Origin of the sequence: Micromonospora cathayae (genome assembly GCF_028993575.1) — a bacterium.
In the GTDB taxonomy this organism is placed as follows: Bacteria; Actinomycetota; Actinomycetes; order Mycobacteriales; family Micromonosporaceae; genus Micromonospora; species Micromonospora cathayae.
This window is the reverse complement of the sequence record NZ_CP118615.1, coordinates 2,209,118-2,229,083: the sequence shown is the minus strand read 5'-3', so window position 1 is coordinate 2,229,083 and position 19,966 is coordinate 2,209,118. Positions and strand designations below refer to the sequence as shown.

Here is a 19,966-nt window from a genome sequence, read left to right as displayed (position 1 = left end):
AGAAGTTGCGGTTGAGCTAAAGTGCGGCCCATGCGCGCTCGACTGTCCGACATCGCCCAACAGGCCGAAGTCAGCGAGGCCACGGTGTCGCGGGTGCTCAACGACCGCCCCGGCGTGGCCCCCGAGACCCGGCAGGCCGTGCTGACCGCCCTCGACGTGCTCGGTTACGAGCGCCCCGCCCGGCTGCGCAAACGCAGCGCCGGGCTGGTCGGCCTGGTCGTGCCCGAGCTGGAGAACCCGATCTTCCCCGCCTTCGCCCAGGTGATCGAGTCGACCCTGGCGCAGAGCGGGTTCACCCCGGTGCTGTGCACCCAGACCCCCGGCGGGGTCACCGAGGACGAGTACGTCGAGATGCTGCTGGACCGGCAGGTCTCCGGGATCGTCTTCGTCTCCGGCCTGCACGCCGACACCGCCGCCAACCACGACCGCTACCGGGCGCTGATCGCCCGGCCGCTGCCGATCGTGATGATCAACGGGTTCGCGCCGGGTATCGCCGCGCCCTTCGTCTCCTGCGACGACGGCGAGGCCACCGAGCTGGCCGTGGCCCACCTGGTCGCCCTCGGACACCGCCGGATCGGCCTGATCACCGGCCCGGACCGGTTCGTGCCGGTGCAGCGCCGGGTGACCGGCTACCGGGCCGCCATGAAGCGGCTGGTCGGCCCGTCCGACGCGGAGCTGGAGTCCCTGGCCGAGCTGTCGCTGTTCGGCGTGGAGGGGGGCGAGGCCGCCGCCGCCCGGCTGCTCGAACGCGGGGTGACCGGCATCGTCTGCGGCTCCGACCTGATGGCCCTCGGCGCGATCCGGGCCGCCCGGCAGCGCGGGCTGAGCGTCCCCGGTGACCTGTCCGTGGTCGGGTACGACGACTCCCCGCTGATGGCCTTCACCGACCCGCCGCTGACCACCATGCGGCAGCCGGTGACCGCGATGGCGGTGGCCGCGGTCCGGGCCCTGGTCGACGAGATCAACGGGCACGGCGCGCCGCACTCGGAGTACGTCTTCCGCCCCGAGCTGGTGGTCCGTGGCTCCACCGCGGTCGCCCGGGCCACCGCCGCCGAGCCCGGCCCGGCCCCGAACCGGCAGCGGCCGGTGCCTCCGGCACTGGCCATCCCGGCCTGAGCACCGTCCCCCCACCAGCCGGTGCCGCCGGTGCCGGCCTGAGTACCGTCCGCCCCGCCAGCCGACGGCGGCCGTACCGGCCTGAGGACGGTCCGCCCCGCCAGCCGGCGCATCCGGCGCTGGCCGTACCGGCGTGAGCACGGTCCGCCACCGCCGGAGACGGTGACCGACGTCATTCCTTGCGCAAGAGCTGCTTGACTCTTGCAGCGCTCGGCCGGCATTCTGCACGAACACCCGTACGCCCGTCCGCGTGCGGGTCGCCGTCCCGCGCCAGAGAACGGGGTACGCCACCGTGTCCGTCAGCCACTCCCCCGCCGGCCAGGCCCGCCCCGACGGGTCGCCGCCCGCCACCGACCTCGACTGGTGGCGCTCCGCCGTGGTCTACCAGGTCTACGTCCGCAGCTTCGCCGACTCCAACGGCGACGGCATCGGGGACCTCCAGGGCATCCGGGAACGTCTGCCGTACCTGCGGGACCTGGGCGTGGACGCGCTCTGGCTGACCCCCTTCTACACCTCGCCGATGATCGACGGCGGCTACGACGTGGCGGACTACCGGGACGTCGACCCGATGTTCGGCACCCTGGCCGACTTCGACCACATGATCACCGACGCGCACGCCCTGGGCCTGCGGATCATCGTGGACCTGGTGCCCAACCACACCTCCAGCGCCCACCCGTGGTTCCGAGCCGCGTTGGCCGCCGCCCCCGGCTCACCGGAACGGGCCCGGTACATGTTCGCCGACGGCCGGGGCGAGGGCGGCGCGGAGCCCCCGAACGACTGGGAGAGCATCTTCGGCGGCCCGGCCTGGACCCGGGTGCCCGACGGCCAGTGGTACCTGCACCTGTTCGACCCGGCCCAGCCCGACCTGAACTGGCGGCACCCCGAGGTACGCGCCGAGTTCGAGGACGTGCTCCGGTTCTGGCTCGACCGGGGCGTGGACGGCTTCCGGATCGACGTGGCGCACGGGATGATCAAGGAGGAGGGGCTGCCGGACGTCGGGTTCAGCACCATGACCACCGGCCGGCGGCAGGTGGAGCTGCTCGGCAAGGGCCGGCTCCCCTACTTCGACCAGGACGAGGTGCACGACATCTACCGGGCCTGGCGGCCCATCCTGGACAGCTACCCCGGCGGCCGGATGGCGGTGGCCGAGGCGTGGGCGGAGACCCCGCAGCGGCTGGCCCGCTACATCGGCCCGGACGAGTTGCACCAGGCGTTCAGCTTCGACTTCCTCGACGCCACCTGGTCGGCCGACTCGTTCCGCAAGGTGATCGACACCGCGCTGGGCGAGTCGACCATCGTCGGCGCGCCGACCACCTGGGTGCTCTCCAACCACGACAAGCAGCGGCACGTCACCCGGTACGGCGACGGCGAGGTCGGGCTGCGCCGGGCCCGCGCCGCCGCCCTGCTGATGCTGGCCCTGCCCGGCTGCGCGTACGTCTACCAGGGCGAGGAACTGGGCCTGCCCGAGGTGCTCGACCTGCCGGACGAGCTGCGGCAGGACCCGTCGTTCCTGCGTACCGGGGAGAGCCGGGACGGCTGCCGGGTGCCGATCCCGTGGAGCGGCCGGCTCGCCCCGTACGGCTTCGGGCCGGCCGGCAGCGAGCTGAGCTGGCTGCCGGCCCCGGCCACCTGGGCCGCCCTCTCGGTCGCCGCCCAGACCGGGGTGCCCGGCTCGACGCTGGAGCTGTACCGCACCGCGCTGCGGATCCGGCACGAGCACCCGGCGCTGGCGATCGACGCCGGCGGGGTCACCTGGCGGGAGAGCGACCCGGGCGTACTGGCGTTCGACCGCACGGCCGGCGACGTCGAGCTGAGCTGCGTGGTCAACCTCAGCGGCGCCCCGGTGACGGTCACCGGGTACGGCCGGCCGCTGGTCGCCAGCGCGCCGCTCGCCGAGCAGGGTGACGGGTATCTCCTGCCGATCGACGCCGCAGTGTGGTTCGAACGGCGTCGGGTCGGGTAGACCTGATCTCACCTGGTCGTTCGTCGAGCTAAGCGCCGGCGGGCGACTGGGGCAGACGACCCCTTGTGGTGGGGGGTGGGTGGCACCGGCGCCCCGGGACGGTTTCGACCTCCCGGGGCGCCGGTGTCCGTTACGGCCGGAGTGTCACTGCGGGACGGCCTGCACGCTCTCCACCCGGTTGCCGCTGTAGCAGGTGGTGCTGTTCGTGCTCGGCGCGGTGACCGCATAGCCGGTGACCACGTACGTCTGCCCGGTCTGGATGTTGCGGCAGGAAAGCTGGACGCCGTACCGGCCGGTGTCGCACTGCACGAGACCACGGCCGTAGTACATGGTGTTGAACGACTCGTGGACCCACTCCATCCAGGTCACGCAGCCGTTGACGCCGGTCGCCGGCGGATCCTGCACCGCCTGGACGCTCTCCGCCGTGTTGCCGCTGTCGCACTGGGCGGTGGCGCTGCCGGGGGCGGTCACCACCGTGCCGCCGTACCGGACGTACCCCACGCCGGTCTGCTCGTTACGGCAGACCAGCTTGGCCTTGTACCGGCCGGTGTCGCACTGGACGTAGCCCCGACCGTAGTAGTGGCTGCTGCCCTCGTGCACCCACTCCCGCCAGGTCACGCAGCCGGTGAGGCCGGTGCCTGGCGGGTCCTGCACGGCGTGCACACTCTCCGCCGTGTTGCCGGTGTTGCAGGTGGTGGTGGCCGTGTTCGGGGCGGTCACCACGGTCGTGCCGTACGTGACGTATCCCACGCCGGTCTGCAGGTTGCGGCAGACGAGCTTGATCCGGTACCGGCCGGCGGTGCACTGGACCTTGCCCCGGCCGTAGTAGTAGTGGTTGCCCTCCTGGACCCACTCGACCGAGGTGGTGCAGCCGGTGGGCGTCGACTGGCTGGTCAGGCCGGTGTCGTCGGTGCCGGCAACCGGCACGGTCGGGGCGGCACCGGCCTGGACGGGGGCGGTCAGGACGGACACGCCGACGAGGATCGCTGCCAGCAGCGGGAACAGACGCCTGGGCAAAGGGTCTCCTGGGGGTGGGAGTCTCGGCAGGGACAGGCGAAGCCTAGGAAAGAATTCGAAACCTGTCTATTGATCCGTCAGTCCGCAGGGGCGGTGAGCCGGGCGGCGATCCGGCGGAAGCCCTCCCGCAGCTCCGCCTCGGTGGGCGGGGTACGCGGCTCGGGGTGCGATTCCCGGCCGGCCGCCTCCTCCAGCTCCTCGTCGATGGTGTTCTCGAAGTCGCCGTACAGGTCGGCCTCCTCGACCTGCGCGGTCTGGTCCTCGGCGGCCACCCGCGCGGAGGCGATCTCGTCCCGGATCTCGTCCGCCGACACCGCCGGCAGCAACGGCTCGACCACCGCCATCAACTGCTCGTCGGCGACCACCGACTCGGCCAGGGCCAGCGCGTGCGGTCGCTCGTACGGGCCGCAGACCACCGGCTCCCAGTCGTCGCCGTCGCCGAGCGGCCCGAAGGTGATGATCCACGGGAGGCCGAGCATCGGCGAGTCGTCCGGCAGGTCCAACGTCACTAGTGCGCCCACGCGCCCATCATCGTCCGCCGGACCCGATCCACGAGACCGATTCGCCCTAATTGCCGATTTACTCGTCCGGCCCGCCGGCCGAGTCTCCGTCCCGCTCGTCGGCCTACTCCGCGCCCCGATCGCCGGTCGGCTCTCCGTCCGGGTCACCGGCCGACGCATCGTGCGGGTCACCGGCCGACGCATCGTGCGGGTCACCGGGCGGGATCGCGGTCGTCCACCGTCGCGTCCACTCCGCCCGCAGGTCCGCCAGCCCGGCGTCGTCCAGCCCGTACGCGCTGACCACCAGGCTGACCGGCCCGGCCGCCTCCTCGTCCAGCGGCGTCTCCGCCGCGGCGGCCAGCAACCGGCCCTCGGCGTCCACCACGATCCGCTGGTACCGGCTGTCGTGCCAGCGTTCCGTCGGTCCGGCCTCGTCGAGCACGGCCAGCAGTTGCTTCCCGGTCGCCACCCCGGTCAGCCGCACCGTACGGCGCTCCCCGGCCGGACGCTGTTCCAGCAGGTACCGCAGCTGCTCGAAGAAGGTCCGCCAGCCCTCCTCCAGGGCGTCGTACACGTCGGCCAGCTCACCGTCCAGGGCGCCCGGCATCACCGCCCGCACCAACGTCCGTTCCCCGTCGGCCTCCACCTGGAGTTCCTGCCCGGCCTCCAGGGCGATCCGGTCCGGCGGGTAGGGCTCGGCGTGGTCGACGAAGATGTGCCGGATCTCCTCGTCCAGCCCGTCGTCCGCCTCGTCGTCCTCCCAGCCGAACCACTGCCGGATCAGCTCCGGCTCGGTCAGCGCCGACCAGACCGTCTCCCGGTCGGCGGCCACCGGCACCTCCACCCGGAACGGCTTCGGTTCGGTCATCTGCGGGTCCATCGGGGTCAACCTCCAGCGGGGGGCGGGACGGGCCGGTCCGGGGTGTCCGGTACGGCGGCACCGACCGGGGCGACGACCCTACCCCCGTCGGCGAGATCCAACACCTGGCCCTGCTCACTGGTGGCGGCGAGCGCCGCGCCGAACAGCACCAACTGGTTGAGCAGGTAGAGGTAGAGCAGCAGACCGACCGCGCCGGCCACCACCGTGTACGCCGGATTCCGCTCGGTACGGACCACGTAGTACCGCCCGACGGTGTTCAGCAGGGTGATGCCGACGGCGACCACCAGCACCACCGGCCGCAACCGTCGACGGCTCATCCGCAGCCGGGGCACCAGCACCAGGAAGGCGCTCGCCAGCACCAGGTTGACCAGCACGCTGAGCACCGCGCTCACCGTGGTCAACCCGACCGATCCGGTGCTGCGCAGCAGGAACCGCAGCAGCGACTCCAACGCGTCCACGGCCGCCACCGACACCCCGAGCAGCATGAAGAGCGCCACCAGGATGCCGAGGTCCACCAGCCGGCGGACCACCAGGTTGCCCGGCTGCTGGTTGAGCCCGTAGATCAGGCGCTGCGAGGACCGGATCGCCTCCACCCAGCCGATCCCGGTGAAGGCCAGGATGACCAGGCCGATCACACCGACCTTGCCGCTGCTGTCGGCGATCTGCACCGGGTCGAGGAAGGGCAGGTTCTCCCGCAGGAAGTCGGCCGCTGTCCGGCTGATCTCGTCGTTGTCCTCCAGGATCGCGCCGAAGATCGCGTACCCGATCAGGGCGAGGGCGAAGGCCGCGAAGAACCCGTAGTAGGCGATCGCCGCCGCGAGGCGGACCGCGAAGACCTCGTTGTAGCGGACCCCGGCCCGCCAGACGTGGTCGAACACCCGGGACCGTCGCCGCAGCGCGGCGATCCACCGGTTGGCCCCGGTCTCGACCCGTCCGAACACGTTCACGCGATCATCTTCGCCGATCCACCGCCGCACCGCCGCCCACCCCCGCGGGCCGGGCCCGGCCCCGGCACCAGATGCGGCATCCCGGCGTCGCCGAGACGAGGCGAAGGCCCGACATGCCGCATCTCGTGTTGATCACCCCCGGGCGGCCGAGAGGGCCGGGACGGGCGGTACGGGTCAGCCGCCGAGGCGGAAGTCGCGGCGGGGCTGCCACCTGGTCTGGCCGGAGTGCGAGAACAGGGTGAACGCGTCCACCTCGAAGATCGCCGAGAAGTCGGCGAGGTCCTCGTACACCTGGTCCAGCGCCTCGGGCGTGACGTCCTGGGCGACGGTGACGTGCGGGTGGTACGGGAAACGGGTCTCCCGGTGCAGCTCCGGCGCGGCGCTGATCGCCTCGGCGAGCAGTTCGCACTCGCTGATCCCGGCGGCGACCGCGACGAACACCACCTGGGTCACCGGGCGGAACGTGCCGGTGCCCCGCAGGTGCAGGCTGAACGGCAGGTGCGCGGCGGCGACCGTGGCCAGGTGATCCTCGACCACCGGCAGCGCGTCCAGCGGGATCTCGGTCGGCCCGAGCAGCGTGACGTGGGCGGGGATGTCCGCCGCGAGGGGGTCGCCGGCTTCCGCCCGTCGCCGGGTGAGCACGGAGCCCCACGGCTCGGGAATGTCCACCGCCACCCCGATCTGGGTGGTGGCCCCCGCCGTCGTGTCGCTGCCCGCCACGCCCCGCGCTCCTCCGGTCGCCGAACCGTCCACCGTTGCCGTCATCGCGTCGGGTCAGCCGAGCCGCACCGACGGGAAGAACCCGACCCGTTCGTACGTGGTCGCCAGGGTGCGGGCGGCGACCGCACGGGCCTTCTCGGCCCCGAGGGCGAGCAGCTTGTCCAGCTGGGCGGGGTCGTCCAGGTAGGTACGGGTGCGCTCCTGCACCGGCCGGACGAACTCCACCACCACCTCGGCGAGGTCCTTCTTCAGGTCGCCGTAGCCCTTGCCGGCGTACGCGTTGACCAGGTCGTCGACGCTCCGGCCGGTCAGCGCGGTGTAGATGGTGAGCAGGTTGGCGATGCCGGGCTTGGCCTCGGCGTCGAAGACGATCTCGCGGCCGGTGTCGGTGACCGCCGAGCGGATCTTCTTGGCCGAGCGGGCCGGCTCCTCCAGCAGGTTGATGATGCCGGCCGGGCTCGACGACGACTTGGACATCTTCGCCGTCGGGTCCTGGAGGTCGGTGATCTTCGCGGTGTCCCGGACGATGTGCGCCGCCGGCACGGTGAAGGTCCGGCCGAAGCTGGTGTTGAACCGCTGGGCGAGGTCCCGGGTGAGTTCCAGGTGCTGCCGCTGGTCCTCGCCGACCGGCACCGCGTCGGCCTGGTAGAGCAGGATGTCGGCGGCCTGGAGGATCGGGTACGTGAACAGGCCCACGCTGGCCCGGTCGCTGCCCTGCTTCTGCGACTTGTCCTTGAACTGGGTCATCCGACTGGCCTCGCCGAAGCCGGTGATGCAGGACAGGATCCAGGCGAGCTGGGCGTGCTCGGGCACCTGCGACTGCACGAACAGCGCGCAGCGTTCCGGGTCCAGCCCGACGGCGAGGAGTTGGGCGGCGGCCGTCCGGCTGCGCTGCCGCAGCGTCTTCGCGTCGTGCCCGGCGGTGATGGCGTGCAGGTCGACGACACAGTAGAACGCGTCGTGGGTGTCCTGGAGGGCCACCCAGTGCCGGACCGCGCCCAGGTAGTTGCCGAGGTGGAACGAGTCGGCCGTCGGCTGGATACCGGAGAGGACGCGGGGACGGGCAGGCACGTCGGACATGCCGGCAATTCTGTCAGCAACACCCGGCGTACGTCATGACGGGCCGGCCGTCGGCTTCGCCGCGACGACCGCCACCCGGGCCACCCGTCGGCCGTCCAGCGCGAGCACCCGCAGCGACCAACCGTCGGACGGTCCGGACCCGTCGGCGGTGACCGTGACCGGGCCGGCGGGCCGGCGGACGGGCGACTCGGCGGCGACCGGCACCACGTCCCCGGCGATCGGCAGCCGGCCCAGGGCCGCCATCACGAACCCACCGACCGTCTCGTACGGGCCGGTGGGCAGCACCACGCCGGTGTACTCGGCGAAGTCGGCGAGGTTCAGCCGACCGTCCACCGCGGCGGGCAGGCCGACGCGGACCGGGTCGGGGGTGTTGTCGTACTCGTCGTGGATCTCCCCGATCAGTTCCTCGATCAGGTCCTCCAGGGTGACGATGCCGGCGGTGCCGCCGTACTCGTCCACCACCACCGCGAGGTGGTGCCGTTCCCGGCGCATCTCGGTGAGTGCGGCCAGCACCCGTTTGCTGCCGGGGAGCCGTTTGACGTCGCGGGTCAGCTCGCCGACGGTGGCGCACGGGTCGGGTTCCGGGCGGAGCAGCAGGTCCCGCAGGTGCACGAAGCCGACCACGTCGTCGTGGGTGCCGTCGACCACCGGGTACCGGGTGTGGGTGGCGGTCCGGGCCAGTTCGGCGGCCTCGGCGACGGTCAGCCGCGCGGACAGGAAGACCACCTCGGTACGGGGCATCATCACCTCGCGTACCAGGCTGGCCCCGGCGACCAGCACCTCGTCGATGATCCGCCGCTCGTCCGGGTCGAGGATGGTGTTCGCGGCGACCAGGTCGCGCAGTTCGGCCTCGCTGATCCGTTCCCGGCCGGCGGTGGGGCTCGCGCCGAGCAGGTGGGTCACCAGCCGAGTCGCTCCGTCGGCGGCCCGGACCACGACTCCGGCTACGGCCCGTGCCACCGGGCCCGGTTCGTGTCGCGGTCGCCCCGATCGTCGTGGCCGCCCCGGCGATCGTCGCCGGGGCCGGGGACCGCTCGTCTCCCGCATACCAGAGATGGTAGACATCGCGGCCCGGCCGAATCCGCACTGTTCAACTCTGTTCGATACTGACGGTTCGTGGTGGAATAGCGGTGCCCAGCCCGCGCATAGGTGGCGGCCATAGGGTGGGCTACGCGGACGGCCGTACCATCGCGGCCGGTCAGGAGGGACCGACGTGAAACTGCTCGTCACCGGAGGAGCCGGCTACATCGGCAGCGTGGTGACCCGGATGCTGCTCGACGCCGGTCACCGGGTGGTCGTCCTCGACGACCTGCGCACCGGCCACGCCGAGGCGCTCGCCCCCGACGCCACCCACCTGGCCGTCGGTGTCCACGACGCGGCGTCCGTGCTCACCCCCGACGCCGGCTTCGACGGGGTGCTGCACTTCGCCGCCCTGATCGCCGCCGGCGAGTCGATGGTGAGACCCGAGCTGTACTGGCACAACAACACGGTCGGCTCGCTGGCCCTGCTCGACGCGGTCCGCGCCGCCGGGGTGCCCCGCCTGGTCTTCTCCTCCACCGCCGCGGTCTACGGCAACCCGGTCGAGCTGCCCATCCCGGAGACCGCGGTCAAGGCCCCCACCAACACGTACGGGGCCACCAAGCTCGCCGTCGACATGGCGCTCACCTCCGAGGCGATCGGGCACGGCCTGGCCGCCGTCTCGCTGCGCTACTTCAACGTCGCCGGGGCGTACCTGCGCGACGGCGTCGCCATCGGCGAGCGGCACGACCCGGAGACCCACCTCATCCCGATCGCCCTGGACGTCGCCGCCGGCCGCCGCGACAAGCTCCAGCTCTTCGGGGACGACTACCCCACCGTCGACGGCACCTGCGTGCGCGACTACATCCACGTCGAGGACCTGGCCCGCGCCCACCTGCTCGCGCTGACCGCCGCCACCGCCGGCCAGCACCGGATCTACAACCTGGGCAACGGCAACGGGTTCACCAACCGGCAGGTGGTCGAGGTGGTCCGCGAGGTCACCGGGAAACCCGTGCCGGTGGAGGTCGCGCCCCGCCGCGAGGGCGACCCGGCGGAGCTGGTCGCCTCCGCCGCGCTGGCCCGCGCCGAGCTGGGCTGGGTGCCGGAGAAGCCGACCCTGCACGACATGGTCGGCGACGCCTGGGCCTTCTACCGCACGCACGTCCTGCGGGAGCAGCCGTGACCCCGCCGCCGACCACCGCCGGAGCCGAAGCCGGAGCCGGGGCCGGGGGTCGCGCCGGTCAGGCCGTCGCCGGGACCGGAGGCCACACCGCGCCGACCGTCACCGCCCCGGCCGGGGGTGCCGTCGCCGACCGCGCCACCGCCGGCTTCCGGCAGCGGTACGGTGGTCCGCCCGCCGGCCGCTGGGCGGCTCCCGGGCGGGCCAACCTGATCGGCGAGCACACCGACTACAACGACGGGTACGTGCTGCCGTTCGCGCTCTCCCTGCGTACGGTGGTCGCCGCCGCCGGGCAACCCGGCGAGGAGTGGACGGTCTGCTCCGAGCTGGCCGACGAGGCGGTCACCTTCACCGCCGCCGACCTGGGCGGACCGGCCGAGGTCGGCGGGCAGCCGACCGCCCCGGGCCGGGTCACCGGCTGGGGTGCGTACGTCGCCGGGGTGGTCTGGGCGCTGCGCGAGGCCGGGTACGCCGTACCGGGCGCACGGCTGGCCGTCGCCAGCGACGTACCGCTGGGTTCCGGGCTCTCCTCCTCGGCGGCGCTGGAGGCGGCGGTGCTGGCCGCCCTGGTCGACCTGGGTGGGCTGGACCTGCCCACCGAACGGCAGCCCCGGCTGGCCCAGCGCGCCGAGAACGCCTACGTCGGCGCGCCGACCGGGATCATGGACCAGTCGGCGGTGATCCGCTGCCGGGAGGGGCACGCGCTGTTCCTGGACTGCCGCACCGAGGCCGTCGAGCACATCCCGTTCGACCTGGACGCCGCCGGCCTGGCCATGCTGGTGGTGGACAGCCGGGCCCCGCACCGGCACGCCGACGGCGAGTACGCGTCCCGCCGGGCGAGCTGCGAGCAGGCGGCCCGGCTGCTGGGGGTACCGGCGCTGCGGGACTTACCCACCGACGGGCTGGCCGACGCGCTGACCGGGCTGCCCGACGACGAGACCCGGCGGCGGGTCCGGCACGTGGTGACCGAGAACCAGCGCGTCCTGGACACTGTCGCTCTGCTCCGCGCCGGCCGGGTACGTGAGGTCGGCCCGCTGCTGACCGCCTCGCACGCCTCGATGCGGGACGACTTCGAGATCACCGTCCCGGAGGTCGACGTCGCGGTCGAGGCGGCCCTGGCGGCCGGGGCGCTGGGTGCCCGGATGACCGGTGGCGGCTTCGGCGGTTGCGTCCTGGCGCTGGTCGAGGCGTCCTCGGTGGACGCGGTCGCCGACGCCGTGACCGCCGCGTACGCCGAGCGCGGGTTCGCCGCGCCCGGTCACGTGCCGGTCAGCCCCGCCCCGGGTGCCACCCGGCTGTAGCGGATCACCGGCCCGCCCCGCTCGTCCCCGGGTGGCGGACGGGCGGGGCCGGGGCGCGGTCACCGGACCCCGGCCCGGTCGGGGCGGAACGGTACGGTTGGCCGCCCCGGTCAGGCGGTGTCGACGATCATGGCGGCGGCGACGGTCCGGTTGGTGGTCTCGTCGATCACGATGAACCCACCCGTGGTCCGGTTACGCCGGTACTCGTCCGCCAGCAGCGGGATCGTGGTCCGCAACCGGACCCGGCCGATCTCGTTGAGCTTCAGTTCACCGGCGGTGTCGTCGCGGTGCAGGGTGTTGATGTCGAGCCGGTAGTGCAGCCCTCGGACGATCGCGCGGGCAGTGCGGGTGGTGTGCTTGATCGTGTACTTCCCACCCACCTGCAACGGTCGGGTCTCGTCCATCCAGCAGATCATCGCCTCGATGTCCTGCGTCACCGCCGGGGCGTTGTTCGGCCGGCAGATCATGTCCCCCCGCGAGATGTCGATCTCATCGGTCAGCCGGACCGTCACCGACATCGGTGGGAACGCCTCCTCCACCGGCCCGTCCGCGGTCTCCACCGCCGCGACCCGCGACATGAACCCCGACGGCAGCACCATCACCTCGTCACCCGGCTTGACCACCCCCGACGCGACCTGACCGGCGTAACCGCGGTAGTCGGTGACCGTGGTCGACTGGGGGCGGATCACGTACTGCACCGGGAACCGCACGTCGACCAGGTTCCGGTCCGAGGCGATGTGCACATGCTCCAGGTGGTGCAGCAGGGAGGGGCCCTCGTACCAGGGCATGTTCTCCGACCGGGACACGATGTTGTCACCCTGCAACGCCGACACCGGAATCACCGACAGGTCCGGCACGTCCAACTTCGCGGCGAACGCGGTGAACTCGTCGGCGATCCGGTCGTACACCTCCTGCGACCAGTCCACCAGGTCCATCTTGTTCACACACAACACCAGGTGCGGCACCCGCAACAACGAGCACAGGAAGGCGTGCCGGCGGGACTGCTCCACCAGACCCTTCCGGGCATCCACCAGGATCAACGCCAGATCGGCCGTGGACGCCCCGGTCACCATGTTCCGGGTGTACTGGATGTGCCCCGGGGTGTCGGCGATGATGAACTTCCGCCTCGGGGTGGCGAAATAGCGGTAGGCGACATCGATGGTGATGCCCTGCTCCCGCTCCGCGCGCAGACCATCGGTGAGCAGAGCCAGGTTGGTGTACTCGTCACCCCTGGCGGCCGACACCGCCTCCACCGCCGCCAACTGATCCGAGAACAACGACTTCGTGTCGTACAACAGCCGCCCGATCAGGGTCGACTTTCCGTCGTCGACGCTTCCGGCGGTGGCGAAACGGAGCAGGTCCATCGGGCGGGCCGACGTCTCCGGCGCGATCGTCTCGGCGCTCATCAGAAGTAGCCCTCCCGCTTACGGTCCTCCATCGCGGCCTCACTCACCCGGTCGTCACCCCGGGTCGCACCCCGCTCCGTGATCCGAGTCGCCGCCACCTCCTCGATCACCTTCTCCACCGTGTCCGCATCCGACCGCACCGCAGCAGTACACGACGCGTCACCGACCGTGCGGTACCGCACGGTGGTCTTGAACGGCTCCTCACCGGCCCGGGGACGGAAGAACTCGTTGACGGCGTACAGCATGCCGTCCCGGTCCACCACCTCACGGTCGTGCGCGAAGTAGATCGACGGCAACGGAATCCGCTCCCGAGCGATGTAGTGCCACACATCCAACTCGGTCCAGTTCGACAACGGAAACACCCGAATCGACTCACCCGGATGATGCCGACCGTTGTACAACGACCACAACTCCGGCCGCTGATTCTTCGGATCCCACTGCCCGAACTCATCCCGGAACGAGAACACCCGCTCCTTCGCCCGCGCCTTCTCCTCATCCCGACGCGCCCCACCGAACAACGCATCAAACCGGTGCTTCTCCACCGCGTCCAGCAGGACGGGGGTCTGGATCCGGTTGCGCATCCCGTCGGCGGACTCGCGGACCAGGCCGCGCTCCAGCGCCTCGGGCACACTCGCCACGATCAACTGGAGGCCGAGTTCGGCGACCCGCTGGTCCCGGTACTCCAGGACCTCGGGGAAGTTGTGGCCGGTGTCGACGTGCATCACCGGGAACGGGATGTTCGCCGGGGCGAACGCCTTCTGGGCGAGTCGGAGCATCACGATCGAGTCCTTGCCGCCGGAGAAGAGCAGCACCGGCCGCTCCATCTCCGCCACCACCTCACGCATCACGAAGATGCTCTCCGCCTCCAACGCGTCCAGGTGGGTGACGCGGTAGGCCGCGGGGGCGGTCATGACGTCGACTCGGTTCGTGCTCGGCTCATGGATTCCAGACCTTTCCGGTCGGACACCTCAGGAAGTGGGGTCAGGCTACCCCGGAGTGCCGCTGCAGCGCTGCAAGCAACCGACTGGCGAGATCCTTGCGGCAGACCAGCAGGTCCGGCAGGCGCGGATCCGCCTCGTTGTATTTCAGCGCAGATCCGTCAATCCGGGAAGCGTGCAGCCCGGTGGCCGTCGCCACAGCCACCGGCGCGGCCGAGTCCCACTCGTACTGGCCGCCGGCGTGGATGTACGCGTCCACCTCACCGGTCACCACCGCCGCGATCTTCGCCCCCGCCGAACCCATCGGCACCAGCTCCGCCCCGACCTCCCCGGCCAGCTCGGTCAGGAAGACCGGCGGCCGGGACCGGCTGGCCGCCAGCCGGATCGTCCGGCCGTCACCGGCCGTCGCCGCCGCCAGGGTCATCGGCGGGTACGCCGGAGGCTGGTCGGTACCCAGCACCCGGTGCTGCGCCGGCAACGCCACCGCCCCGCCGACCAGCCCGTGCGAGGCGGAGCCGTTCCGCGCCCAGAGCGCCACGTGCACCGCCCAGTCCGACCGGCCCTCCTCGGAGAACTCCCGGGTACCGTCCAGCGGGTCGATGATCCACACCCGGTCGGCGGTCAGCCGGGACACCGCACCGGCGTTCACCTCGGCCGCCCAGGCCAGCCGCGAGCCCTCGTCCTCCTCGGAGAGCACCGCGTCCGCCGGCCGCCAGCGGGCCAGCTCCGTCCGGATCAGGTCGTGCGAGACCTTGTCCCCGGCCGACTTCAGCGCCCCCGGGTCGGCGAAGCCCAGCTCCGCCCGGAGGTCCAGCAGCGCCTGCCCGGCCCGGGTCGCCAGCCACCGGGCGAACGCGCCGTCGATCATCGGAGGACTGCCCATGCCTACTCCCGCCGCTCGGGCCACACCCAAAGCCGCAGACTACCGGCCGTCCGCACGGCGGCCGCCTGCGGCTCGCGGCCGTCCGACCACCCGGTTCAACCGCCGTGGTACGCGTTCTGCGTCCATTCGACACCCTTGGTGATCACCGACTCGACCGCGTCGGCCGCCCGGTCCACCAGGAACTCCAGTTCCTTGCGCTCAGCCGCGGAGAAGTCCGACAGCACGTAGTCGGCCGGATCCTGCCGACCCGGCGGACGGCCGATGCCGAACCGCACCCGGACGTAGTCCTTGGTGCCCAGGGACTTGGTCATCGAGCGCAGCCCGTTGTGGCCGCCCTCGCCGCCACCACACTTCACCCGCAACTGCCCGTACCCGACGTCCAGTTCGTCGTGGACCGCGACCACCTGGGCGGGGGGAATCTTGTAGAACTGCGCCAGCGCGGCGACCGGACCGCCGGACAGGTTCATGTAGGTCAACGGCTTGGCGAGCACCAGCTTCGGCCCGCCGAAGCCCAGCCGCCCCTCGGCGACCTCGGCCATCGCCCGCTTGTGCCGGCCGAACTTCCCGCTCACCCGGGCGGCGAGCAGGTCGGCCACCATGAAGCCGACGTTGTGCCGGTTGCCGGCGTACTCCCGACCCGGGTTGCCCAGGCCGACCACCAGCCACGGCCGGTCCTCGTCCGCCACCCGCTCCGCCTCTCCTGTCTCGCCGACCCGACCCGGCGCCGCAGCCGGGGCTCCGGACGGAACCGCAGCCGGGGCCGGAACCGCAGCCCGTGGCCGTCCGCGCCGACGCCACCATCCGAACCAACCCGGCATGCGTCACCCCACCGATACGACGGCAGGCGCCCCCGAACCGATCGGGGACGCCTGCCACATGCCTTCGATCAGGCCTCGGTCTTCGCCTCGGCCGGGGCCTCCTCGCCCTCCGCGGCGGCGGCCGGAGCCTCGGCGCCCTCGGCGGCCTCCACGGCCTCCTCTTCCTCGGCGGCCGTCTCGACCTCGGGGAGGGTGGCCTCGAGCTGCTCGGCGGTCGGCGCGGCGGTGACCGCGGCGACCGACGTCTCCGGGTCGGCGGCCAGCTCGACGCCGGCCGGCAGCTCCACGTCGGCGGCGGTGATCTGGGTACCGGCCTCAAGGCCCTCGATGGACGCCTCGAGGTGGTCCGGCACCTTGGTGGCGTCGGCGGTCACCGAGAGGGTGTCGTGGTCGTGCACGATCAGGGTGTCCCGGGCGGCCTCACCGGTCAGCTGCACCGGCACCTCGACGGTGACCTTCTCGCCGCGACGGACCAGGAGCAGGTCCACGTGCTCGAAGGTGTCCTTGATCGGGTCACGCTGGATCGCCTTCGGCAGGGCGAGCACCTGGGTGCCGTCGCTGACCTCGATCGCGAAGAGCTGGTTCGCCCCGCCCTTGCGGATCGCGGCGGCGAACTCGCGGGCCGGGAGCGCGATGTGCTTGGGCTTCTCGCCGTGGCCGTACAGCACGGCGGGCACCTTGCCGGCCCGGCGGGTACGACGGGCACCACCCTTGCCGAACTCGGTGCGGGGCTCGGCGCTGATCTTTACCTCGGACACGGGGAAACTCCTGATGCTTTCGCTACGGCGGCTTTTGTCGTCTGGCGGTGCTGGGGCGAGGGGCTCGCTGGGGCGCATCTGTCCGACGGACTGCCCGGAGCACCGCGTCGATGACGGTGCACTCCGTGCGGCGCTTCTCAGCGGCCCGCAGGGCACCCTCGCCGTGGCAACCGCACCAGTCTACCCGAGCGCTTTCCGCGCCCTTCAGCAGTCCCCGTGCCATTGACCCGTACCCCGTTTCGGGGTCCGGCGAAACCGCGACCACGGGGTCCGGTTGAACCCCGACGACCACGGACGGCGACCGTCCGGTGACGGCGGGACGACCGGCGTCCCGCCGTCGCCGACGTCAGCTCAGGCCGCCGAACAGGGTGGTCACCGAACCGTCGTCGAAGACCTCCCGGATCGCCCGCGCCAGCAGCGGCGCGATCGACAGTACGGTGATCTTGTCGAGCTGCTTCTCCGGCGGCAGCGGCAGGGTGTTGGTCACCACCACCTCGCTGATCGGGCTGTTCTTCAGCCGCTCGGTGGCCGGGTCGGAGAGCAGGGCGTGGGTGGAGGCCACGATCACGTCCGCCGCGCCCGACTCCTGGAGGATGTCCGCCGCGCGGGCGATCGTGCCACCGGTGTCGATCATGTCGTCGACGATCAGGCAGACCCGGCCCTCCACGTCACCGACCACCCGGTTCGCCACCACCTGGTTCGGCTTGAGCGGGTCGCGGGTCTTGTGGATGAACGCCAGCGGGCAGCCACCCAGCCGGTCGGTCCACCGCTCGGCGACGCGTACCCGGCCCGAGTCCGGCGCGACCACGGTCATCGGCCGGCCCGCGTACTTGCGCTCCACGTACTCGGCGAGGATGTCCATCGCGAAGAGGTGGTCCACCGGGCCGTCGAAGAAGCCCTGGATCTGCGCGGTGTGCAGGTCCACGGTGAGGATCCGGTTCGCCCCGGCCGTCTTGAGCAGGTCGGCGATCAGCCGGGCCGAGATCGGCTCCCGGCCCCGGTGCTTCTTGTCCTGCCGCGAGTACGGGTAGAACGGCAGCACCACGGTGATCCGCTTGGCCGACCCGCGCTTCAACGCGTCGACCATGATCAGGGTCTCCATGACCCAGGTGTTGACGCCGTGGGTCACGGACTGCACCACGAAGGCGTCCGAGCCACGCACCGAGTCCTTGAACCGTACGAAGATCTCGCCGTTGGCGAACTCGTACGCGTCGGCGGGAGTCGGCGCGACGCCGAGCACCTCACCGATCTCCTTGGCCAACTCCGGAAAGCCGCGTCCGGAGAAGAGCATCATGCTCTTGCGGTTTTCGGCGACGATGCTGCCCATGGACCGTCTGCTCCCAGTGGTAGGTGGTGGTGATCCGGGACTACTCGGTTGCAGTATCTACCTCCCCGGCGGCCCATCGAACCGCCCAGGCGCTCCCGTGGATTGCCTCACCCTCCCTTGCCCTGCGCACTACTGCGGCGCATCCTCCCCGGCCCGCTGCGCGGCCTCGGCGGCGGCGGTGCCCGGACGGCGCATCGCCACCCAGCCCTCGATGTTGCGCTGCCGCGCCCGGGCCACCCCCAGCGCGCCCGGCGGCACGTCCTTGTCGATCACCGACCCGGCCGCCGTGTACGCGCCGTCGCCCACCTCGACCGGGGCGACGAACATGTTGTCCGCGCCGGTCCGGGCGTGGCTGCCGATCACCGTCCGGTGCTTGCGTACCCCGTCGTAGTTGACGAACACCGACGCCGCACCGATGTTGGTCTGCTCGCCGATGGTGGCGTCCCCGACGTACGTCAGGTGCGGCACCTTCGACCCGGTGCCGATCTCGGAGTTCTTCACCTCGACGAACGTGCCCACCTTGACCTTCTCGGCCAGCTTCGCCGCCGGGCGCAGGTACGCGTACGGGCCGACGCTGGCCCGGGGCCCGACCTCGGCACCGACCGCGTGGCTGCGGACCACGCTGGCGCCCGCCCCGACCACGGTGTCCTCCAGCGTCACGTCCGGCCCGACCAGCGCGCCGGCCCCGACCACGCTGGCACCCCGGAGCTGGGTGTTCTGGTCGATCACCGCGTCCCGTTCGACGGTGACGGTCACGTCGATCCAGGTGGTGTCCGGGTCGAGCAGGCTGACGCCGCTGCGCATCCACGCCTCGTTGACCCGGTCCCGCAGCAGCCGCCGCAGCGCGGCCAGCTCGACCCGGTCGTTGCAGCCGAGCGTCTCGGTGTGGTCGGGGGCGCAGTGCACCGCCACCGGCTCGCCGGCCGAGGAGAACAGCCCGAACACGTCGGTGAGGTACTCCTCGCCCTGGTCGTTGTCGGTGGAGAGCTTGCCCAGCGCCGCCCGGAGCCGGACCACGTCGAAGGCGTAGATGCCGGCGTTGATCTCCCGGATGGCCCGCTGCACGGCGGTGGCGTCCCGTTCCTCGACGATCCGCTCCAGGTGCCCGGCGGCGTCCCGGACGATCCGCCCGAGGCCGGTCGGGTCGGGCACCTCGGCGGCCAGCACGGTGGCCGCCGCCCCGGCCTCCTCGTGCGCACCGACCAGCGCGTCCACCGTCTCGGGGCGGAGCAGCGGCACGTCCCCGTTGATGACGACGACCGTCCCGGCGGCCTCCGGCACCGCCTCCAGGGCGATCCGGACGGCGTGCCCGGTGCCGAGCTGCTGCGCCTGGAGCACCGGGGTGGCCTCCGGCGCGACCTCGGCCAGGTGCGCCCGGACCTGGTCGGCGCCGTGCCCGACCACGACCACGGTGCGCTCCGCGCCCAGCGGCGCGGCGGCGGCCAGCACGTGACCGACCAGGGTCCGTCCCAGCAGCGGGTGCAGCACCTTGGGCAGTGCCGACTTCATCCGCTTGCCCTCACCTGCGGCGAGCACGACAACGATGCGGGGGTGCGGCTGGGACACGACGAATGCTCCCGTCGGCGGTCGGACAGTCTGCGGTCATGCTAACCAGATCAGGCGGTTAGCCCCTTTGATACCCCGAGGAGCGGGGATCACCCACAGCAGAACGCTCGGCCGCCAGGATTCGAACCTGAAACACAAGAACCAAAATCTTGGGTGTTGCCAGTTACACCACGGCCGAATGTGACGCCAGACAGCTTAGCGTCTCCCACCCGTACCACGAAGCTCACATCGGGCTCCCTGCCCCACCCGGCCCGGCCCGCTGGCTGCCGGGCGGCGGGTGAAACCGGGCGGTGCCGCCGGGAGGTACCTGGCAGTATTGCCGGGTGACTGGGCGCAACGGGGGCAGGACCGGACGACGGGCCGATCGGGTGGACGGGTCCACCACGGGTACGGTCGGAGCCAGCAGGAGCACCATCCGGCCGGACGCCAGTGGGGCGGCAGCGTGAACGAGCACTCCCGAGGCACCGTCCCCCGCCAGAGCCCCGCCGAACGTGAGCGGGGTGACGGCACGGCGCGCGCCACCGGCGGCGACGGCGGGACCGGCGTCGG

General features: G+C 72.0%; 17 protein-coding genes, 1 tRNA gene and 1 pseudogene. 4 read left to right on the top strand and 15 right to left on the bottom strand.

Features of this window, described 5'->3' with window-relative positions; genetic code table 11:
• Positions 1 to 30 precede the first annotated feature (30 nt).
• Together PVK37_RS10340 and PVK37_RS10335 are read left to right on the top strand one after the other, a co-directional pair.
• Positions 31 to 1,116, top strand: coding sequence for a LacI family DNA-binding transcriptional regulator (locus PVK37_RS10340; protein WP_275033608.1), 1,086 nt, complete (start codon positions 31 to 33; stop codon positions 1,114 to 1,116).
• 292 nt (positions 1,117 to 1,408) lie between these two features.
• Positions 1,409 to 3,079 carry a glycoside hydrolase family 13 protein gene (locus tag PVK37_RS10335; RefSeq protein ID WP_275033607.1) on the top strand — a complete coding sequence of 557 codons (1,671 nt, stop codon included), beginning with the start codon at positions 1,409 to 1,411 and terminating at the stop codon, positions 3,077 to 3,079.
• 144 nt (positions 3,080 to 3,223) lie between these two features.
• Here the strand turns inward: PVK37_RS10335 and PVK37_RS10330 are convergent, their stop codons facing one another.
• The 7 genes from PVK37_RS10330 to PVK37_RS10300 form a co-directional block, all read right to left on the bottom strand.
• Complete coding sequence (locus PVK37_RS10330; RefSeq protein ID WP_275033606.1) at positions 3,224 to 4,096, bottom strand: hypothetical protein; 873 nt, start codon at positions 4,094 to 4,096, stop codon at positions 3,224 to 3,226.
• A gap of 77 nt (positions 4,097 to 4,173) precedes the next feature.
• Complete coding sequence (locus PVK37_RS10325; RefSeq protein WP_275033605.1) at positions 4,174 to 4,617, bottom strand: hypothetical protein; 444 nt, start codon at positions 4,615 to 4,617, stop codon at positions 4,174 to 4,176.
• A 103-nt stretch (positions 4,618 to 4,720) separates the two neighbouring features.
• The gene (locus PVK37_RS10320) at positions 4,721 to 5,464 is read right to left on the bottom strand and encodes an SRPBCC family protein (protein WP_275033604.1); all 744 of its coding nucleotides are present in this window, start codon (positions 5,462 to 5,464) and stop codon (positions 4,721 to 4,723) included.
• A 17-nt stretch (positions 5,465 to 5,481) separates the two neighbouring features.
• A complete protein-coding gene (locus PVK37_RS10315) occupies positions 5,482 to 6,423 on the bottom strand; it encodes a YihY/virulence factor BrkB family protein (protein ID WP_275033603.1) in 942 nt (313 codons plus the stop codon).
• 174 nt (positions 6,424 to 6,597) lie between these two features.
• Positions 6,598 to 7,188: a 2'-5' RNA ligase family protein gene (locus tag PVK37_RS10310; protein ID WP_275033602.1), complete on the bottom strand. Its 591-nt coding sequence runs from the start codon at positions 7,186 to 7,188 to the stop codon at positions 6,598 to 6,600.
• Positions 7,189 to 7,197: 9 nt separating this feature from the next.
• Positions 7,198 to 8,223, bottom strand: coding sequence for a tryptophan--tRNA ligase (gene trpS, locus PVK37_RS10305; RefSeq protein ID WP_275033601.1), 1,026 nt, complete (start codon positions 8,221 to 8,223; stop codon positions 7,198 to 7,200).
• A gap of 33 nt (positions 8,224 to 8,256) precedes the next feature.
• Positions 8,257 to 9,270: a hemolysin family protein gene (locus PVK37_RS10300; RefSeq protein ID WP_275033600.1), complete on the bottom strand. Its 1,014-nt coding sequence runs from the start codon at positions 9,268 to 9,270 to the stop codon at positions 8,257 to 8,259.
• Between the two features lie 166 nt (positions 9,271 to 9,436).
• On the opposite strand from PVK37_RS10300, the gene galE reads away from it, so the two are divergent.
• On the top strand, positions 9,437 to 10,423 hold the full coding sequence (gene galE / locus PVK37_RS10295; RefSeq protein ID WP_275033599.1) for a UDP-glucose 4-epimerase GalE: 987 nt from the start codon (positions 9,437 to 9,439) through the stop codon (positions 10,421 to 10,423).
• Positions 10,420 to 11,721, top strand: coding sequence for a galactokinase (gene galK / locus PVK37_RS10290; RefSeq protein ID WP_275033598.1), 1,302 nt, complete (start codon positions 10,420 to 10,422; stop codon positions 11,719 to 11,721). The genes galE and galK overlap by 4 nt, the downstream gene beginning before the upstream one ends.
• Positions 11,722 to 11,831: 110 nt before the next feature.
• Here galK and cysN read toward each other — a convergent pair whose 3' ends face one another.
• From cysN to PVK37_RS10250, 8 genes and pseudogenes are all read right to left on the bottom strand, one after another.
• Positions 11,832 to 13,127, bottom strand: a complete 1,296-nt coding sequence (gene cysN, locus PVK37_RS10285) for a sulfate adenylyltransferase subunit CysN (RefSeq protein WP_275033597.1) — start codon at positions 13,125 to 13,127, stop codon at positions 11,832 to 11,834.
• The gene (gene cysD, locus PVK37_RS10280; RefSeq protein ID WP_275033596.1) at positions 13,127 to 14,038 is read right to left on the bottom strand and encodes a sulfate adenylyltransferase subunit CysD; all 912 of its coding nucleotides are present in this window, start codon (positions 14,036 to 14,038) and stop codon (positions 13,127 to 13,129) included. Before cysD ends, cysN begins: the two co-directional genes overlap by 1 nt.
• A 70-nt stretch (positions 14,039 to 14,108) precedes the next feature.
• The gene (locus PVK37_RS10275; protein ID WP_275033595.1) at positions 14,109 to 14,948 is read right to left on the bottom strand and encodes an inositol monophosphatase family protein; all 840 of its coding nucleotides are present in this window, start codon (positions 14,946 to 14,948) and stop codon (positions 14,109 to 14,111) included.
• Positions 14,949 to 15,043: 95 nt separating this feature from the next.
• Positions 15,044 to 15,634, bottom strand: coding sequence for an aminoacyl-tRNA hydrolase (pth, locus tag PVK37_RS10270; protein WP_275033594.1), 591 nt, complete (start codon positions 15,632 to 15,634; stop codon positions 15,044 to 15,046).
• 200 nt (positions 15,635 to 15,834) lie between these two features.
• Positions 15,835 to 16,524 carry a 50S ribosomal protein L25/general stress protein Ctc gene (locus PVK37_RS10265; RefSeq protein ID WP_275033593.1) on the bottom strand — a complete coding sequence of 230 codons (690 nt, stop codon included), beginning with the start codon at positions 16,522 to 16,524 and terminating at the stop codon, positions 15,835 to 15,837.
• A gap of 346 nt (positions 16,525 to 16,870) precedes the next feature.
• Positions 16,871 to 17,851: a ribose-phosphate diphosphokinase gene (locus PVK37_RS10260; RefSeq protein ID WP_275033592.1), complete on the bottom strand. Its 981-nt coding sequence runs from the start codon at positions 17,849 to 17,851 to the stop codon at positions 16,871 to 16,873.
• A 40-nt stretch (positions 17,852 to 17,891) separates the two neighbouring features.
• Positions 17,892 to 19,360 (bottom strand): annotated as a pseudogene (glmU, locus tag PVK37_RS10255) (bifunctional UDP-N-acetylglucosamine diphosphorylase/glucosamine-1-phosphate N-acetyltransferase GlmU).
• A gap of 163 nt (positions 19,361 to 19,523) precedes the next feature.
• Positions 19,524 to 19,595: transfer RNA gene (locus tag PVK37_RS10250), tRNA-Gln, on the bottom strand.
• Positions 19,596 to 19,966 lie beyond the last annotated feature (371 nt).

Coding starts and splice junctions, on each gene's coding strand:
- PVK37_RS10340 (WP_275033608.1), top strand. CDS start 31: ATGCGCGCTCGACTGTCCGACATCGCCCAACAGGCCGAAGTCAGCGAG.
- PVK37_RS10320 (WP_275033604.1), bottom strand. CDS start 5,464: ATGACCGAACCGAAGCCGTTCCGGGTGGAGGTGCCGGTGGCCGCCGAC.
- PVK37_RS10310 (WP_275033602.1), bottom strand. CDS start 7,188: ATGACGGCAACGGTGGACGGTTCGGCGACCGGAGGAGCGCGGGGCGTG.
- trpS (WP_275033601.1), bottom strand. CDS start 8,223: ATGTCCGACGTGCCTGCCCGTCCCCGCGTCCTCTCCGGTATCCAGCCG.
- PVK37_RS10300 (WP_275033600.1), bottom strand. CDS start 9,270: ATGCGGGAGACGAGCGGTCCCCGGCCCCGGCGACGATCGCCGGGGCGG.
- cysN (WP_275033597.1), bottom strand. CDS start 13,127: ATGAGCGCCGAGACGATCGCGCCGGAGACGTCGGCCCGCCCGATGGAC.
- cysD (WP_275033596.1), bottom strand. CDS start 14,038: ATGACCGCCCCCGCGGCCTACCGCGTCACCCACCTGGACGCGTTGGAG.
- PVK37_RS10275 (WP_275033595.1), bottom strand. CDS start 14,948: ATGGGCAGTCCTCCGATGATCGACGGCGCGTTCGCCCGGTGGCTGGCG.
- PVK37_RS10260 (WP_275033592.1), bottom strand. CDS start 17,851: ATGGGCAGCATCGTCGCCGAAAACCGCAAGAGCATGATGCTCTTCTCC.